The 17,240-nt window shown below is 38.1% G+C and carries 17 protein-coding genes; 12 read left to right on the top strand and 5 right to left on the bottom strand.

Going from position 1 to position 17,240, the window contains the following annotated elements; all coding sequences use genetic code 11:
- Positions 1 to 94 precede the first annotated feature (94 nt).
- Together MUB24_RS05900 and trmL are read left to right on the top strand one after the other, a co-directional pair.
- Positions 95 to 961, top strand: coding sequence for an amidase domain-containing protein (locus tag MUB24_RS05900; RefSeq protein ID WP_244702295.1), 867 nt, complete (start codon positions 95 to 97; stop codon positions 959 to 961).
- A gap of 211 nt (positions 962 to 1,172) precedes the next feature.
- On the top strand, positions 1,173 to 1,646 hold the full coding sequence (gene trmL, locus MUB24_RS05895) for a tRNA (uridine(34)/cytosine(34)/5-carboxymethylaminomethyluridine(34)-2'-O)-methyltransferase TrmL (RefSeq protein WP_244702293.1): 474 nt from the start codon (positions 1,173 to 1,175) through the stop codon (positions 1,644 to 1,646).
- A gap of 41 nt (positions 1,647 to 1,687) precedes the next feature.
- Here the strand turns inward: trmL and MUB24_RS05890 are convergent, their stop codons facing one another.
- Positions 1,688 to 2,581, bottom strand: a complete 894-nt coding sequence (locus MUB24_RS05890) for a TetR/AcrR family transcriptional regulator (protein WP_244702291.1) — start codon at positions 2,579 to 2,581, stop codon at positions 1,688 to 1,690.
- Between the two features lie 179 nt (positions 2,582 to 2,760).
- Between MUB24_RS05890 and MUB24_RS05885 the strand changes: the two genes are divergently transcribed.
- The 6 genes from MUB24_RS05885 (at position 2,761) to MUB24_RS05860 (ending at position 11,099) form a co-directional block, all read left to right on the top strand.
- Positions 2,761 to 4,293, top strand: coding sequence for a DHA2 family efflux MFS transporter permease subunit (locus MUB24_RS05885; protein ID WP_244702289.1), 1,533 nt, complete (start codon positions 2,761 to 2,763; stop codon positions 4,291 to 4,293).
- Positions 4,294 to 4,747: 454 nt separating this feature from the next.
- Positions 4,748 to 6,646: a PrkA family serine protein kinase gene (locus MUB24_RS05880; protein WP_244702287.1), complete on the top strand. Its 1,899-nt coding sequence runs from the start codon at positions 4,748 to 4,750 to the stop codon at positions 6,644 to 6,646.
- 270 nt (positions 6,647 to 6,916) lie between these two features.
- Positions 6,917 to 8,083, top strand: coding sequence for a sporulation protein YhbH (gene yhbH / locus MUB24_RS05875; protein WP_244702286.1), 1,167 nt, complete (start codon positions 6,917 to 6,919; stop codon positions 8,081 to 8,083).
- Positions 8,084 to 8,234: 151 nt separating this feature from the next.
- A complete protein-coding gene (locus MUB24_RS05870) occupies positions 8,235 to 9,257 on the top strand; it encodes an ABC transporter substrate-binding protein (RefSeq protein ID WP_244702284.1) in 1,023 nt (340 codons plus the stop codon).
- A 17-nt stretch (positions 9,258 to 9,274) separates the two neighbouring features.
- Positions 9,275 to 10,324 carry an ABC transporter permease gene (locus MUB24_RS05865; protein ID WP_244702282.1) on the top strand — a complete coding sequence of 350 codons (1,050 nt, stop codon included), beginning with the start codon at positions 9,275 to 9,277 and terminating at the stop codon, positions 10,322 to 10,324.
- Positions 10,302 to 11,099, top strand: a complete 798-nt coding sequence (locus MUB24_RS05860; protein WP_244702280.1) for an ABC transporter ATP-binding protein — start codon at positions 10,302 to 10,304, stop codon at positions 11,097 to 11,099. The genes MUB24_RS05865 and MUB24_RS05860 overlap by 23 nt, the downstream gene beginning before the upstream one ends.
- Positions 11,100 to 11,320: 221 nt before the next feature.
- Here the strand turns inward: MUB24_RS05860 and MUB24_RS05855 are convergent, their stop codons facing one another.
- The 3 genes from MUB24_RS05855 to MUB24_RS05845 form a co-directional block, all read right to left on the bottom strand.
- Entirely contained in the window at positions 11,321 to 11,713 is a 393-nt protein-coding gene (locus MUB24_RS05855) for a thiol-disulfide oxidoreductase DCC family protein (protein WP_244702278.1), read from the bottom strand.
- Positions 11,714 to 11,987: 274 nt separating this feature from the next.
- Complete coding sequence (locus tag MUB24_RS05850; protein WP_280516886.1) at positions 11,988 to 12,989, bottom strand: inorganic phosphate transporter; 1,002 nt, start codon at positions 12,987 to 12,989, stop codon at positions 11,988 to 11,990.
- A gap of 14 nt (positions 12,990 to 13,003) precedes the next feature.
- Entirely contained in the window at positions 13,004 to 13,624 is a 621-nt protein-coding gene (locus MUB24_RS05845; protein WP_244702276.1) for a DUF47 domain-containing protein, read from the bottom strand.
- 270 nt (positions 13,625 to 13,894) lie between these two features.
- Here MUB24_RS05845 and MUB24_RS05840 point away from each other — a divergent pair, with 270 nt between their 5' ends.
- The 4 genes from MUB24_RS05840 (at position 13,895) to MUB24_RS05825 (ending at position 16,832) form a co-directional block, all read left to right on the top strand.
- Positions 13,895 to 14,305 (top strand): DUF5365 family protein, encoded by a 411-nt coding sequence (locus tag MUB24_RS05840; protein WP_244702274.1) that lies wholly within the window; start codon positions 13,895 to 13,897, stop codon positions 14,303 to 14,305.
- A gap of 178 nt (positions 14,306 to 14,483) precedes the next feature.
- Complete coding sequence (locus MUB24_RS05835; protein ID WP_244702273.1) at positions 14,484 to 15,605, top strand: GAF domain-containing sensor histidine kinase; 1,122 nt, start codon at positions 14,484 to 14,486, stop codon at positions 15,603 to 15,605.
- A gap of 11 nt (positions 15,606 to 15,616) precedes the next feature.
- Positions 15,617 to 16,258: a response regulator gene (locus MUB24_RS05830; RefSeq protein ID WP_244702272.1), complete on the top strand. Its 642-nt coding sequence runs from the start codon at positions 15,617 to 15,619 to the stop codon at positions 16,256 to 16,258.
- A 37-nt stretch (positions 16,259 to 16,295) separates the two neighbouring features.
- Positions 16,296 to 16,832 carry an NADPH-dependent FMN reductase gene (locus MUB24_RS05825; RefSeq protein WP_244702271.1) on the top strand — a complete coding sequence of 179 codons (537 nt, stop codon included), beginning with the start codon at positions 16,296 to 16,298 and terminating at the stop codon, positions 16,830 to 16,832.
- A 32-nt stretch (positions 16,833 to 16,864) separates the two neighbouring features.
- Here the strand turns inward: MUB24_RS05825 and MUB24_RS05820 are convergent, their stop codons facing one another.
- Complete coding sequence (locus tag MUB24_RS05820; RefSeq protein ID WP_244702270.1) at positions 16,865 to 17,122, bottom strand: YhdB family protein; 258 nt, start codon at positions 17,120 to 17,122, stop codon at positions 16,865 to 16,867.
- Positions 17,123 to 17,240 lie beyond the last annotated feature (118 nt).

Below are 17,240 nucleotides of genomic sequence, written 5' to 3'. Positions count from 1 at the left end.
GGAGTTCTTTTTAACGTTCATTAAACGATTCAAAAATGTTCTAATCATCATTTCCCTGATCTAAAGCATATATTTTACAAAAGGAGGGGAGAGGGTGAGGAAGCAATTAATTTCGGCATTTGAAGACAGAATAGCCCAATTAGTTAGACGGAAAGAAGTAAAAGAGGAAAAAGTGATAAAAAAACTTAATTCCATTGAAAATCGTAAAGCAGCTTTGGTGAAGGCGATGGGAACAGGTAAAATAACGTCCGTGGAAAGAGGGGAAGATCAAAACGATATTTCCTATCAGCTTCATTTAAAATACCTCATCAAACAATCTGATTTTATCTATATAGAAGAAGAAATAGAGCACCGAATGGCAACTTTTTATAAAAATGAACTAGTTAAAGATATTGAAACACCGATTTTATACCCAGAATCGATTGAGACCGAAAGCACAGTCCAAAATGATGAGGAATTGGAAAGGGTCCCATTTATGTATGATCGCTTAAAAGCGGTACGTTATGCCGAAAAATGGTGGAATGATTATAATCCGGCTTATGAAAAATTTGAAGTGGATTGTACGAATTTTATTTCTCAATGTCTCCATGTTGGCGGAGCCCCGATGAGAGGATATCCCAATCGCAGTAAAGGCTGGTGGTATCAAAACAAAAATTGGAGTTATAGTTGGTCGGTTGCGAATGCATTAAAAGTCCATTTAGAAAGCTCTACAATTGGACTTCGAGCAAAAGAAGTAAAAGATGCACGGGAATTAAAGTTAGGAGATGTCATTTGTTATGATTTCCAAGGGGATGGACGTTACGACCATAACACGATTGTGACAGGGAAGGATGCGGCAGGAGAGCCACTTGTCAATGCTCACACCTATAATAGTCGAATGAGATATTGGGCGTATGAGGACTCCTCCGCCTATACACCAAATATTCAATACAAAATGTTCACCATTATAGATGATTCTTAAATTGCGTGTTCAAAAAGGAGGATAAAAAGGACCAAGAAGTTCGAGGCGGCGCAGTTTTGAGCAGCGGAATGTATGCTTTTAAATACATGAGCAGCGGAGAAACAAGCCAACGAAGAAATTCGCTTATGTCTTTTTACCGGACTTTTTGAACATCCTCTTAAAAATAAGTGTATAATGACACAGTAATGTTTTTTTGATGAGGTGAATGTAAGTGCCAAACCATGTTGTTTTATATCAACCAGAAATTCCAGCAAATACTGGGAATATTGCAAGAACGTGTGCAGCGACAGATACCCATTTACATCTAATTAGACCACTCGGTTTTTCAACAGATGATAAAATGTTAAAACGTGCAGGATTAGATTATTGGGAGTTTGTCCATATTACCTATTATGATTCCATTGAAGACTTTTTTGCCAAGAATCAAAATGGCCAATTTTACTTTTTAACCAAATTCGGGCAAAAGCCGCATACAACCTTTGATTATAGTGATCGATCGATCCATCATTATTTCATTTTCGGTAAGGAAACAAAAGGATTGCCAAAGGATTTGCTTGAATCCAATCTGGAGCGTTGTTTAAGAATCCCAATGAATGATCATGTTCGTTCATTAAATTTATCCAATACAGCTGCTATACTTGTCTATGAGGCGTTGAGGCAACAGGGATATCCTCATCTTCATTAAGGACAGGAAAGATCTCCGATAACGATGGAGATCTTTCCTTTTTAGTCACGCTTATAGTGAAGATATTGATGACCAAGCTGGATAATTTCTTGGATTTCATTTTTATAGAAAGAAGAATCTGACTTATCTTCTATGGAAAAAAGCACACTTTCTATCAAGAAATCCCTGGGTGAATCTTCTTGAAGTTCTGTGTGGAGAAATTCAAACCATTCTGTCCTACTTTGCCTTTCTGTCCTCTCTTCCATTCGGTTAAGCAACATGCCCAATTGTGTGACAAGCTGCTTTTTAATATCTGCTGGCGTTATTAAAATGTCTTTTTCAGCTGGATAAAGCCAGTCAGCAGGGAAGAAAGGTTTATCCTCTTTGCTTTGGTTCGTAATGAGGGATCGTAATTGTTTAATGATAAAATAAACCATTTCCTTCAAATCATATTCTTTCGCCGATCCCAACTTCCATACATGCATCATTTGATGAACCATCCCAAAGAACATACATGCATAATCAATTGAATATTCCTTTGTCTGCTCCCCAAATAAATCGACAAGTCTTAAAGCAACCCATTGTAATTCTGCCTTATGCTGCTTTTTCATGAAGTTTTTTAAGTCTTGATCCTTTGAGCTATAGATAGATTCAAACAAAGGAAGCAAATTTTGTTCCCGATCCAACTCCATTCGAACCAAGACCTGCTGAACAAATATATCAGGATCATCTTTTGGCTTACCAAAAGAAAGTTCTTCTCGAACCCTTCGCGCTTTATTTCTGACCATTTCAAGAATAGCCATCAAGCATTCATTCTTAGAAGCAAAATGATTATAAAAAGTCCCTTTCGCAATGTCTGCTTCCGTTAATATATCTTTAATCGATGTAGCAGAAAACCCTTTTTCGATAAAAAGACGGTGTGCTACATCAATAATTTGTTTTTTTCTTGGATTCATATGCTCACCTTTGTACCCTTGGTCTATTTAATAGTTTACCTTAATGACAATGTTTAGGCAATTTTTAAAAAGAAATAAAATTTTTTTGTTGATTTTTTTAGACCATGAGTTTAAAATGTTTAAAGTAATGAAGCTGACTTATACTAATACAGATGAAATACCGATTGGGGGAATTTAATATGGATATTGAATCCATTCAAAAAAAACCGCCTTATGGTGCTATAGCGGTTCTTTTTATTGGCGCATTTGTGTCGATCTTAAATAACACATTAATTAATATTGCTTTGCCATCTATTCAAAGAGAGTTTGAAATAGGTACAGCAACCGTACAATGGTTAGCAACAGGGTATATGCTTGTGAACGGCATTCTCATTCCGGCGAGTGCTTTTTTTATTCAGCGTTTTTCGAACCGCAGTTTATTCATCACAGCGATGAGTTTATTTTCTTTAGGAACGTTATTAGCGCTTATTGCTCCTAATTTTGGTATGTTGCTTGCAGGAAGAATGATCCAAGCATCAGGATCTGCGATTATGATGCCATTACTGATGAATGTGATGTTAACGGCCTTCCCTGTGGAAAAAAGAGGAACGGCAATGGGCTTCTTCGGCCTGGTTATGATTGTTGCTCCTGCTATTGGACCAACATTATCAGGTTATCTTATTCAGACGTTTAGCTGGAGAGCTTTATTCTCTGTCGTTTTACCGTTTGCTATAATCGTATTAATATTAGCGATCTTTAAATTAAAAAATATTACGCCACAAGAGAAGGTTCATCTTGATGTTCTTTCCCTAATTTTATCAAGTATTGCTTTTGGCGGGATCTTGTATGGATTTAGTTCAGCGGGTGACATGGAAGTTGGTTGGGGAGCGCCGCAGTCATATGTTCCATTAGTTGTAGGTGCGGTAGCACTAGTGATCTTTATTTTACGCCAACTGAAAATGAAAGAACCAATGCTCGAATTCCGTGTCTATAAACATCCTATGTTTGCATTGTCATCCGGTATTTCTATCGTGATTGCCATTTCGATGTTTTCTGGAATGATTTTAACGCCTCTTTATGTTCAGGAAATAAGAGGGATTTCTCCTTTGCATTCCGGCTTGTTAATGCTACCTGGAGCCTTGATGATGGGCATTATGTCGCCGATAACGGGTCGCCTTTTTGATAAGTATGGAGCTAGGATTCTTGCCGTTATCGGTATTACAGTGATGACAGTGACGACTTATTTATTTTCAAAATTAACAATGGATACTTCGATCACTCATTTAGTGTTACTTTATACATTTAGAATGTTTGGGATGTCGATGGTCATGATGCCAGTCATGACAAATGGGATGAACCAATTGCCGATGCAGGATAATCCCCATGGAACAGCGATTAACAATACGCTCCAGCAAGTTTCAGGAGCGATTGGAACGGCCTTTATGGTTACCGTTATGTCTAAAAGAGCGGAAAGTTCAGGAAAAGAATTGGCTGCTGAGGCAGCGGCAAAGGCTGACCCGAATGTACAGCCAACGCCAGAAGCAATGGCGAAAATGCAGGAATTAATTGGACATCAAGCGATGCTAGACGGAATTACGCATGCCTTCTTTATCTCTACAATATTTGCTTTATTGGCTCTTATTCTTGCCTTATTTATGAAACGAGTAAAGCCGCCAATGCAAGAAGTACCTAAAGAAGCAATGGTTAAAACCAAACAAGTGGCAACCGAATAAGAAGAAAAAAGCTGTCTTGTCATTGAATTTCCAATGATAACAAGACAGCTTTTTTTTACCTTTTATTCGTTCCTGGTTTATCTTCATATCCCGCTGTGAAAATGGCTGCCAAGAATGCAATACATACGCCGATAATTAAGATTAGTTTCATTTCTATGTAAGCCTCCTTAAGAATCAATTCCGTTTCACCAATTATTATAGCCTATTCTCGACGGAATGTCGCATATTTAATCAATTCTTCACAATTCCATACTTGAGGACTGATCTATCCTTTCTCGAAATCCTCTAGCGTTAAGTAGTACCCTTTCCACCTAAGAAAGCATAACCAGTAGTATGGTATTTGCAAAAGAATGTATGTACAAACTGCGCTCACCGGGGGAAAGTATCATGTTTAGTTGTCCATTCGCATAGAATGAAATAATCATCTCTCATCACACCTACTGGGGAGGTTTATATGGATATTTTAAAAAGGATTGAACAATACCGATCACAAGAGGAAAATTTGAAATGGGAAGGGACCTTTGCTGAATATTTGCAGCTATTAGAGGAAAAGCCGTGGATCGCCCAATCTGCCCATTCACGCATATACAATATGATTAAAGATGCAGGTGTAGAGGAGAAAAATGGCAGAAGGGTGTATAAATTTTTTAATACAGAATTATTTGGATTAGAAGAGGCATTGGAAAAATTAGTCGAGGAGTATTTCCATCCATCCGCTAAACGATTGGATGTGCGAAAAAGAATTCTTTTATTAATGGGGCCTGTAAGCGGCGGAAAGTCAACACTTGTCACAATGCTGAAAAGAGGTTTGGAGGCGTATACGAGAACCGACAATGGAGCGGTTTACGCGATTAAAGGCTGCCCCATGCATGAAGATCCCTTACATCTCATCCCAGTCCACTTAAGGGATGACTTTTATAAGCAATATAAAATTAAAATTGAGGGGCATTTATCGCCGTTAAATTCATTGCGACTTGAGGAAGAATATGGTGGACGAATTGAAGATGTCATCATTGAACGAATCTTTTTCTCAGAAGACAAAAGGACTGGAATTGGTACCTTTAGTCCTTCAGATCCGAAATCTCAGGATATTGCAGACCTAACGGGTAGTATCGATTTTTCCACGATTGCTGAGTATGGTTCAGAATCCGATCCAAGAGCCTACCGTTTTGATGGAGAACTGAATAAAGCCAATCGAGGATTAATGGAATTTCAAGAGATGTTAAAATGTGATGAGAAATTTTTATGGCATTTATTATCTCTTACACAGGAGGGAAACTTCAAAGCAGGGAGATTTGCACTTATTAGTGCAGACGAATTGATTGTCGCCCATACGAATGAAACAGAGTATCGCTCTTTTATTGCTAATAAAAAGAATGAAGCGCTGCATTCGCGGATTATTGTTATGCCCGTTCCTTATAACCTAAAGGTTTCGGAGGAAGAGCGCATTTATGAAAAGATGATTCGAGAGAGTGATGTGGCGGATGATGTCCATATTGCTCCCCATACTTTACGAGTCGCAGCAATGTTCACGATTTTAACAAGATTAAAGGACACCAAAAGAGGTGATGTAGACGTTATCAAGAAGATGCGACTGTATGATGGAGAAAATGTAGAGGGTTTTAATTCTGCAGATGTAGATGAAATGAAAAATGAATTTCAAGAAGAGGGCATGAGCGGCATTGATCCACGTTATGTGATCAATCGGATTTCTTCCACGATTATTCGCAAGGGGATTACTTCGATTAATGCCTTGGATGTATTACGATCCTTAAAAGAAGGACTCGATCAGCATCCATCTATTACGAATGAACGCAAGGAAGTCTATTTGAATCATATTTCTTTAGCAAGAAAAGAATACGATGATATTGCCAAAAAAGAGGTTCAAAAAGCATTTGTCTACTCTTATGAGGAGTCAGCGAAGACATTAATGGATAATTATCTTGATAATGTTGAAGCCTATTGCAATAAAGTGAAATTGCGAGATCCATTAACAGGGGATGAAATCAATCCAGATGAAAAACTAATGAGGTCGATTGAAGAACAAATCGGCGTTTCAGAAAATGCGAAAAAAGCGTTTAGAGAGGAAATTTTGATTCGGATATCGGCCTTAGCTCGAAAAGGAAAAAGCTTCGATTATCGTTCCCATGCAAGACTTCGGGAAGCCATCCAGAAAAAACTATTTGCAGACCTAAAAGATGTTGTGAAAATTACGACCTCTGCAAAGACTCCTGATGAACAACAATTAAAGAAAATCAATGAGGTTGTGGCAAGATTGATTGATGAACATGGCTATAATTCCACTTCTGCGAATGAATTATTAAGATATGTCGGAAGTTTGTTAAATCGATAAGGTTCATTCTTTACACAATGCAAAGGTTGCCCTCACATAGAAGGCAACCTTTGCTGCTAATCGAAGGGAGCGTTTTTGGGATCCGAAAATAATTGGAAAAGTGTTCATCTTGTCGAACCCCTAAATTTGTCCAAATTTAAAAAAGTTTGTAAATATCTTGTTTTTCTTGCATAGGATAAAGTATCAACAAAGCAAACCAGCTAAAATATCACCATCTTATTATATGTTGACCGTTAGAAATGGTGAATAAGTTTGAAGGAGGGTGAAAAAATGACGGAGTCAGAACACCGCCAGTTTGTGATATCACAGGAAGATTGGTCCCTCCATCGAAAAGGCTATGATGATCAAATGCGACATCAGGAAAAGGTCCAAGATGCGATTCGGAAGAATTTGCCAGATCTAATAACGGAAGAAAGTATTATCATGTCCGATGGGCGGGATGTTGTGAAAATACCGATTCGGTCATTGGATGAATATAAAATACGCTATAATTACGATAAGAATAAACATGTGGGGCAGGGTGACGGAGATAGCCAAGTAGGTGATATTGTTGCCAGAGGCCAAAATACGCAGAAAGGGCCAGGGAAAGGTCAAGGAGCAGGTGATACAGCGGGAGAGGATTATTACGAAGCAGAAGTCTCCATGATGGATTTAGAGGAAGCCCTATTTAAAGAATTAGAATTACCCAATTTACAAAGAAAAGAACAGGATCTTAATCAAATTACTGATATAGAATATAATGATATAAGAAAAACAGGTTTAATGGGCAATATTGACAAAAAGAGAACAATGCTATCAGCTTTCAAGCGAAATGCGATAAAAGGAAGCCCCAGTTTCCATCCGATTTATCCAGAGGATTTAAAATTTAAAACTTGGAATGAAATTCAAAAGCCTGAATCCAATGCGGTTATTTTAGCCATGATGGATACGAGTGGTTCGATGGGAATTTGGGAAAAGTATATGGCTCGAAGTTTTTTCTTCTGGATGACCCGTTTTCTTCGAACAAAGTATGAATCTGTCACCATTGAATTTATTGCTCATCATACAGAAGCAAAGGTTGTGACAGAAGAAGAGTTCTTTTCCAAAGGGGAAAGTGGGGGAACGATTTGTTCCTCTGTTTATAAAAAAGCTTTAGAGCTTATCAATGAAAAGTATGACCCAGTGCGCTATAATATTTACCCTTTTCACTTTTCAGATGGCGATAACTTAACCTCTGATAACGCAAGATGCATTCGCTTGGTCAATGAAATTATGGAAAAGGCAAATATGTTTGGATATGGGGAAGTCAATCAATATCAGCGGAACTCCACGCTTATGTCTGTCTATAAACATATAAAAAACGAGAAGTTTTATTATTATGTGCTAAAAGATAAAGCGGATGTTTTCCATGCGATGAAAAGTTTTTTTAAAAAAGAACCGAATCACCAACCTGTATGATTGAAAGCAAAGAAAATCCCGAGAAAATTTCGGGATTTTCTTTGCTTTACCGCGTTGATCTATTGACTAAATGGGATCGTTTGTGTACGATTACATAACATATTGGGGAAATTTAAAATGAATAGTTTAAAAGAATATAGGGGGAAAAAGTATGAATAGTAGTTGGAAAAAAATAGCGATGCTGGCTTTGTTGATCGGGTTTGTTTTGACTGGATGTGGTCAGACATCATCAACACCAGACACAAGTGGTGGGAAGGCTGATCAAGGAGAAGAAAAAAACGAGAACGCAAAGAAAACGTACAAAATTGGTGTGACTCAGTATGTGGAACATCCATCCTTAAATGCAGCGTATGATGGGTTTAAAAAAGCGATGGATGACTCAGGACTTAATGTTAAGTATGTGGAAAAAAATGCTAATGGAGATAGCGGTACCAACACAACAATTGCGTCTGATTTAATCAATTCGGATGTCGATCTTATTTTTGCTAATGCTACTCCTAGCGCACAAGCGGTAGCGAGTGCAACAAAAGATATTCCTATCGTCTTTACTTCTGTAACAGATGCGGTTGGGGCAGAATTAGTTGAATCAAATGAGAACCCGGGTGGAAATGTCACAGGAACCGTTGACATGCATCCTGATGCGATTACAAATACAATTACATTTTTGGCTGAAGAGCTAGGAATGAAGAAAGTTGGCATGGTTTATAACGCGGGAGAACAAAATTCACGTGCACAAGTAGATATTGCGAAAAAAGCAGCGAAAGAGCTGGACTCTGATATAGGAATTGAAGAGGTTACTGTCGCTACTTCTGCTGATGTGAAACAGGCAACAGAATCATTAATTGGAAAAGTTGATTCTCTTTATATTATTACCGATAATACGGTCGTATCGGCACTTGAGTCGGTCATCACTGTTGCGAATGAGAATAAATTGCCTTTAATGGTTGGGGAAATTGATTCTGTACGAAGAGGTGGATTAGCCGCTTATGGGTTCGAATATACCGATATTGGTTATGAAGCGGGAGAAATGGCGATAAAAATCCTAAAAGGGGAAGCAGAGCCAGGGGAATTACCTGTACAATATCCGCCAAATTTGAAACTTGTTGTGAATCAAGAGACTGCCGAAACCATCGGTTTAGATATCAAAGATGAATGGAAGGCAGAACTTGAATAGATAGGAGCTGATTTTGAATGTTTGCAGCACTGTTTGGCTCCGTTGAACAAGGAATCATCTATGCGATTATGGCTCTCGGGGTTTATCTCTCCTTTCGAGTGCTTGATTTTCCGGATTTAACGGTTGATGGAAGCTTCGTCACAGGAGCATCCGTTGCCGCTGCAATGGTCGTGTTAGGCTATAATCCGTTCATAGCGACAGGATTGGCCTTAGTAGCTGGCTTTTTGGCTGGATGTTTAACAGGGCTTTTGCATACAAAAGGGAAAATAAATGCCCTTCTTTCCGGAATATTAATGATGATTGCCCTCTATTCTATTAATCTACGGATTATGGGCTTGACGACAGAGAGTTCCGTCAGTCGACCTAATATTCCGTTAATGAATGAGGAAACAATTTTTACAAAATTTGTTGAACTTTGGAGTCCATTAGGAATTGATGATACGTTAAATGGTTTGCTGTCTAGCATGGGTGTCAAATTTCTCCCTTCCACATGGGGAATTCTTTTGTTAATGATCCTAATTACATTGGTTTTTAAATTTTTTACAGATTGGTTATTGCAAACGGAAATCGGTCTTGCGATCCGGGCGACTGGTGATAATAAAAAAATGATAAAGAGTTTCTCGGCTAATACAGATTATTTAATTATTTTTGGTTTAGGCCTTTCCAATGCCCTTGTTGCATTCTCAGGTGCGCTTTTTGCCCAATATTCCAAAAGCTCAGATGTTGGGATGGGAATTGGGATGATCATTATCGGCCTTGCTTCTGTTATTATTGGCGAAGCGATTTTTGGTACAAAAACGTTAATGAGAACAACGATGGCGGTTGTGGCGGGGGCTGTGATTTATCGAATGATCCTCGGACTCGCTCTTCGAGTTGAAATTTTGGATACAGGTGATATGAAATTAATTACAGCGGTCATTGTCATTTTAGCATTAATCATTCCGCAATTTTTTGAAAAAAGAAGAGAAAAGAAGCGAAAAGCAAAACGGCATGCGGAAAGAATGGCGGCAATGAACAAATCCCTTGGAAAGGGGGAGAATTCAGTTGCTCAAACTGGCACAGATTAATAAAGTTTTTAATGAGGCAACACCAGATGAAAAAATCGCCCTTGATCAAATTAATTTGGAATTGCAGGCGGGCGATTTCGTGACGATTATCGGTAGTAATGGGGCGGGAAAATCAACTTTGATGAATATGGTTTCTGGAGCCCTTTCACCTGATATGGGCGAAGTTTGGATTCAGGGTAAAAATGTGACGAAATTAGCTGAGTTTAGGCGTTCCAAATTGATTGGCAGAGTTTTTCAAGACCCAATGGCCGGGACAGCACCTTCGATGACAATCGAAGAGAATTTGGCGATGGCTTATTCTCGCAACAAAAAAAGAGGACTGAGAAAAGGTGTAGATAAGCAAAGAAAAGCATTCTTTCGCGAATCTTTAGCATCCCTTCATTTAAATTTAGAAAATCGCTTGAATGCCAAGGTTGGATTATTGTCTGGTGGGGAGCGTCAAGCGCTATCCTTGTTAATGGCAACCTTTACCCAACCAGCGATTCTTTTATTAGATGAGCATACTGCTGCATTGGATCCTTCAAGAGCGGAATTAATCACCAATTTGACCAAACAGCTAGTCGAAAAAAATCGTTTAACGACGCTTATGGTGACTCATAATATGCAACAGGCGCTAGATCTTGGCAATCGTCTAATCATGATGGATAAGGGCCAAATTATTTTGGAAGTGGATGAAGAAACGAAACCAACGCTGACAATCGATAAATTAATGGCAGAATTCCAGCGAATTCGCGGAGAAAAACTAGTCGATGATAAAACATTATTAAGTGTGTAGTAAGAAAAGCGCAAGCGCCTTGGTCAGCCCCGACAAGCAAATGTTCTGAGACAAGAAAAGTCCGGTTTTGACTTTTATTGTCTCAGGTTATTTGACCTCGAGGGGCTAGGCGCTGGAGCTAGATCCAAACATTAGCCAAAATTTATACTTTCCTATTCCGTAAGAAAAGCGGGACCGCCTTTAGTGATTAGAAACTGGCGGTTCCGCTTTTTCTGTGAAAACTAGGTTAAAAATCGTTTCCGAATTCCTGGGGAAGGGAGCATGCAACTTTCCGCTTTCCCAAACCATTTATAGCGATTTTTTGCAATAAAATCGTAAACAAGATTACGAATAGGAGTAGGGATCACAATAAAAAGATAAGCAAGCGGCCATAATCCCTTTAAGTGTTTACAGATTCTTAAGGCCGCTGTGCTTTTGCAATAAAACTTTCCGTCTTCAATAAGAATCATACTATCTACGTCATCATTAAGTTGATTATCTGCTAATAACTTCTTCCCATAATTCCCCTGTAACGATGAAAATTGAAAATAGCCAGCAGGATCACGTTTAATCGTAAATTGAACACTTCTATTACAGAAATGACATTCCCCATCGAATAGAATAATCGCGCCCATAAGCATCTCCCTTATTAAAGATCGAGTTCAAAAAGGAGGATAAAAAGGACCAAGAAGTTCGAGGCGGCGTAGCTTTGAGCAGCGGAATGTATGCTTTTAAATACATGAGCAGCGGAAAAGCAAGCCAACAAAGAAATTCGAAGTGTCATTTTTACCGGACTTTTTGAACATCCTATTAAAGAACAGTTTAAGGCTAAAACCATAGAATTACATTGAGAATATAAATTCAATCCGCGATTGTACATTTCCTTCTATTATATAATGTATAAGAATCTTAAACAAATAAATTTAAAATAAAATAAATAAAAGCAGCAAGAAGGGCGCTGATCGGTAGGGTAATGACCCATGTAATTAGCATTCGTTTCGCTGTATCCCATTTCACTCCCTTTACTCTATGGGAAGCTCCAACGCCTAAAATCGAAGAAGATATAACATGGGTAGTACTAACTGGCAAATGGATATACGTTGCACCAAAAATAATAAGAGCTGAGCTTAAGTCAGCAGCAACCCCATTGACAGGACGAATTTTCATAATTTTCCCACCAACTGTTTTAATAATTTTCCAGCCACCAATCGACGTTCCTAACGCCATTGCGGTAGCACAGGATAATTGCACCCAGAAAGGAATATTATCGGTTGTATGAAAATTATTCGCCATTAAGGCCATCGTGATAATTCCCATCGATTTCTGAGCGTCATTCGTTCCATGTGTGTAAGATTGCAAGGCAGCCGTAAAAATTTGAAAATAACGGAATCGTTTATTCGTTTTTGGTAAATTTAGATTCTTAAAGATAATTTTAAAAATCGAATATATGGTATAGCCAATCACAAATGCAATAATGGGAGACAGGATTAATGCTTCGATAATTTTAATAAATCCTCCGTATTTGATCGCGTGAATTCCAGCAGAAATGATCGTTGCACCTGCAATCGATCCAATAAGAGCATGAGAAGAACTACTTGGTATGCCAAAATACCAAGTAATTAAATTCCAAACAATGGAGGAAAGTAAAGCAGCCATTAACACCAAAGAGCCATTATCCAATGTGAAGGGATCGACAATATCTTTCGTTATCGTTTGAGCCACACCTGTAAAGGTTAAGGCTCCAAGGAAATTCATGAGAGCGGCCATTGCAATCGCTATGCGTGGTGGCAGAGCTTTAGTAGAGACAGATGTAGCAATCGCATTTGCCGTATCATGAAAACCGTTTATAAAATCAAAGATTAAAGCGAGCATAACAATAAAAATTGTTACAAGCAGGACTGAATCAATCATGGTTGTAAACTCCCTTAAGCATTTTTCATGACAATACTTTCAAGTGTATTGGCCACACCTTGGCAACTGTCGGCAATTTGCTCCAAATTTTCATATATTTCCTTAATCTTAATTAATTGAATAGGATCCGATTCAACGGTAAATAAATGCTTAATGCTCTCCCTTAAAACATCATCGCAGTGGGATTCGTATTCTTTAATTTTGATGGCATGGGGACGTACATCTGGTAATTTCTTACTGAAGACTAAACCAATACATAATTCGATTTCATTCACACATTTGCCGATGGCTTGTACAAATTGATACATATAATCATCGGCTTGGATAATATTGTACATGTGGAAGAGAGCCGCTGTATTTTCCATCCCATCGAGTACATCGTCCATGATCATCGATAAAGCGAGAATATCTTCCCTTTCGATCGGGGTGATAAAGGAATTATTTAATTCTGTAATGATTTTGTGCACATAGTCATCCCCGATTGATTCGTATTCCTTCATTTTGGCAGAAAAAATTTCCGTATCCTCGATCGTATTTAATTTGTATTCGGCAAAATAATTCGAGCTTTCCTTCAAATTCGCTGCGATCTGTTCAAGTAAAGCTGCAAATTTATCCTTTTTATTTTTAAAAGCCATTTTGTCTCCTCCATAATCATGATCAAACGTTATTATTTTACCGCAAAAGCCGGAAAAGATAAAAGATTTTGTCGTAATTTGCAATGATCTTATTTTTGAAACGCCTTACAATTTTTAAATGAGCGGGTGGAGATGATGATATTTCCAAAAATGATTTTTTCAGTAGTGACCTGTTTCTCCTTTTAGGTTACTTGATTTTTCCAAGTTATTAGGAGGTCTTTGTATGTTATCCTATATAAAAGATCAAAAAAAGGCGGGGTTTTAAAAACAATGAAAGTAATCGTGGCTTCGACCGAAGAACAAGTCAATAAATTGGATGAGTTGATCCGTTATATTTATCAATCCGCATTTCCACGTTATTTTACGGATTATGAAATCGCTCAATACATGGAATGGAAGGTCTTACATTTTCCAGAGGAAAAGGAACATCCTCTTTATACATTGGATGTTGCTTTCCGAGCGATTACAAGCTTGGAAGTGATTATTTCGATATTAGATCTATCCCCCCAAAACCATGATTTATTGAAACATCAGAATTTATTTAATAAAAATGTGGATATTCTTACGCAATCCGGTTTGTTTTTCCCTTTTTCTTATCAAAATTTTCTGGAGAAGAATAGTACAAAGCATAGCGATGCTTGTAGTATCTATGCAAAACCAACAAATCTATATATCATTTAATTTAAAAAAGGTTGTTTTCCAGAAGGACGATCAATTCGTATTGGAAACAGCCTTTTTTTGTCTCTGGAACTTCCCTTTTCATACTAAAGTTGTAGTGGAGATTCATACGAATAGTGAATGAATGTTGATAAGACGTACTTATATAATATAATAGAGTGAAAAAGATAGGGTGATTTTTGTGTCAAAGCAACTTGATACTCACTCCAATTTACGCATTTTAAAAGAAATTGCCGAATTGTTAAATGAAGGGACGGAAATCTCTCCGCTTTTGTCAGGAGTATTGCAAAAGCTTTTGAAAGTTACAGGGGTTACCACTGGGTGGATTTTTTTAATAGATAAGGATGGACGGCATACAGTGGAAGCGACTGAGCATTTGCCTCCAGCCCTTTCAAAAAACGATTGTGAGCCATTGAAAAAAGGAAGTTGTTGGTGTATGGATGGATATAAAAAAGGAACATTGACAAAAGCTTCTAATATTATCGAATGTCGGAGAATTGAAACAGCGATAAAACATAAGCAAGGCGAAACCAATAATATTGCCTTTCATGCCACCATTCCTCTTCAATTGGGAGATGAAATGTTTGGGTTATTAAATGTTGCTGCACCAGGAAAGAGAGAATTTAGCCGTGATGAACTGGCTTTATTAGAATCTGTCGCCCTTCAAATTGGTTCAGCGATCAAACGGATTCGACTGACAAAGAAGGAACAGGAAATCGCTCTTATTGAAGAGAGAAATCGACTTGCTCGCGATTTGCATGATTCGGTGAATCAATTATTATTTTCTCTTTCTCTTACGGCAAGAGGTGGCGTAGAGATGACAACAGATACCGATACGAAAAACACCTTTCAACATATTCAAAACCTCTCACAAGAGGCCCAAACAGAAATGCGCGCTCTTATCTGGCAACTAAAACCGAGTGGACTCGAAAAGGGACTTGTGCAGGCGATTAAAGGTTATGGGGAGATGTTAGGCTTAAAGGTGGATACAAGGCTGGCAGGCGTATTATCCTTGCCATCACAAGTGGAGGAGACCTTATGGCGGGTTAGTCAGGAAGCCCTTAATAACTGTAAACGTCATTCAGGACAGAAAGATGTATCGGTTTCGATTCTTGTAAAACGTGGTCTTGTTTGTTTGACTATTTCTGACAACGGATGTGGCTTTAAATATGAAAAAGAGCAAACACTCCCATCATTAGGAATTGAGGGTATGCAAGAGCGAGTGGAGTCACTAGGTGGCTTTTTTACATTGAATAGCGCACCAACACAAGGGACATCCATTGTCGTAGAACTGCCTTATTAGGGGGGATGAAAGTGACCATTCAAGTCTTGATTGCAGATGATCATCATGTTGTGAGAAGAGGACTTGTCTTTTTTCTACAAACACAAAAAGATATTCAAATCGTTGGAGAAGCGAAAAATGGGAAAGAAGCCGTTGCGCTTACCGTTGAACTTAAACCCGATGTCGTTTTAATGGATCTTGTCATGCCTGTGATGGACGGTATTGATGCAACCATTCAAATTAAAAGAATCAGGCCGGAAACAGAGATTTTAATCCTTACAAGTTTTGCGGATCAGGACCATGTCATTCCCGCTATTGAAGCAGGAGCTTCGGGATATCAATTGAAGGACATTGAACCAGATGCTTTGGTTCACTCGATTCGAAAATTAATGGATGGAGAGAATACCCTTCATCCAAAAGCAACCAATTTACTGATGAATCAGATGAACCAAGCCAATCATGTGAATAATCTGATCTCAGGATTAACGATTAGAGAAAAGCAAGTATTAAAGGAAATAGCGAAAGGAAAAAGCAACAAAGAAATTGGGGCTTATTTAAATATTACGGAAAAAACAGTAAAAACCCATGTATCAAATATTTTTATCAAGCTCAATGTAGCAGACCGAACTCAAGCTGCCTTATACGCAGTCAAATATGGCTTTGCTAAACCTTGATAATTATTGGCATCTGAGAATTTAAGGAGAGAATCAAATGGATATACTTATCATTAATGGAGGTATGCCAAGAGGTGGAAGGACAGAATTTATCACTCGTTTTATTGCCAAAGAATATCAATTCCACTATATAGATATTGGTGAGATAAAACTGCCTTTATTAACAGGCGAACAAGAGCAGTGGCAATTGCCTGAGGTGGTTTCTTTTAAAGAAAAAATGAAAATGGCTGATGGTATCATTCTCATTTCCCCTGAATATCATGGCGGAATGAGTGGAGCATTGAAAAATACACTTGATTATTTATCAAGGGAAGAATTAGCTCATAAACCGGTAGCCTTAATAGCAACAGCAGGTGGAGGAAAAGGTGGGATGAATTGTTTAAATAATATGAGAATCGTCATGCGTGGCTTCTATGCGAATGTCATCCCAAAACAGATTATTCTCGATCCCGATTGTTTTGATTATGATGGAAATAAATTATGGGAAGAACCTCGGAAATTAGTGGAGGAAATGGTGAAAGAGCTTGAAATGTATGTGAAAATCAGTACGAACCTTATGCTACCTGGAAAATAGCTGTCCGACATATTGCCGAACAGCTATTTACTTTATACGAGGAGAACAGGCTCACTTTCCTGCTGGGGTATATAACCCATAACTCCATTGGCATGATCGATATAGCGGAGCAATGCGTATAATTTTCGCTCAATGACTGTATAGTCCTTTGAATATTGATACGCATGCAAAAAGTACTCAATTTTTTTGGACAATATCTGATCTTTCGTTCGAACCATCAGTATCAGCAAATTGTCCCATTCAGAACGATTGGTGTAATACAATGCTCGATCGTAATCCAATATGTCCATAAGTTAAACCCTCCTTTTGGAGTTACTCCTATTATTTGCAATGACCTCTAGAGCATTCCTTTGTAAAAGTTGACAATTTAGTTGGTGAAAGGGAATCCGTTATATTGGTAAAATTTGT

Origin of the sequence: Lederbergia sp. NSJ-179 (assembly GCF_022867885.1) — a bacterium.
Classification (GTDB): Bacteria; Bacillota; Bacilli; order Bacillales; family Bacillaceae_C; genus Lederbergia.
This window is presented reverse-complemented; position numbering and strand designations above follow the sequence as displayed.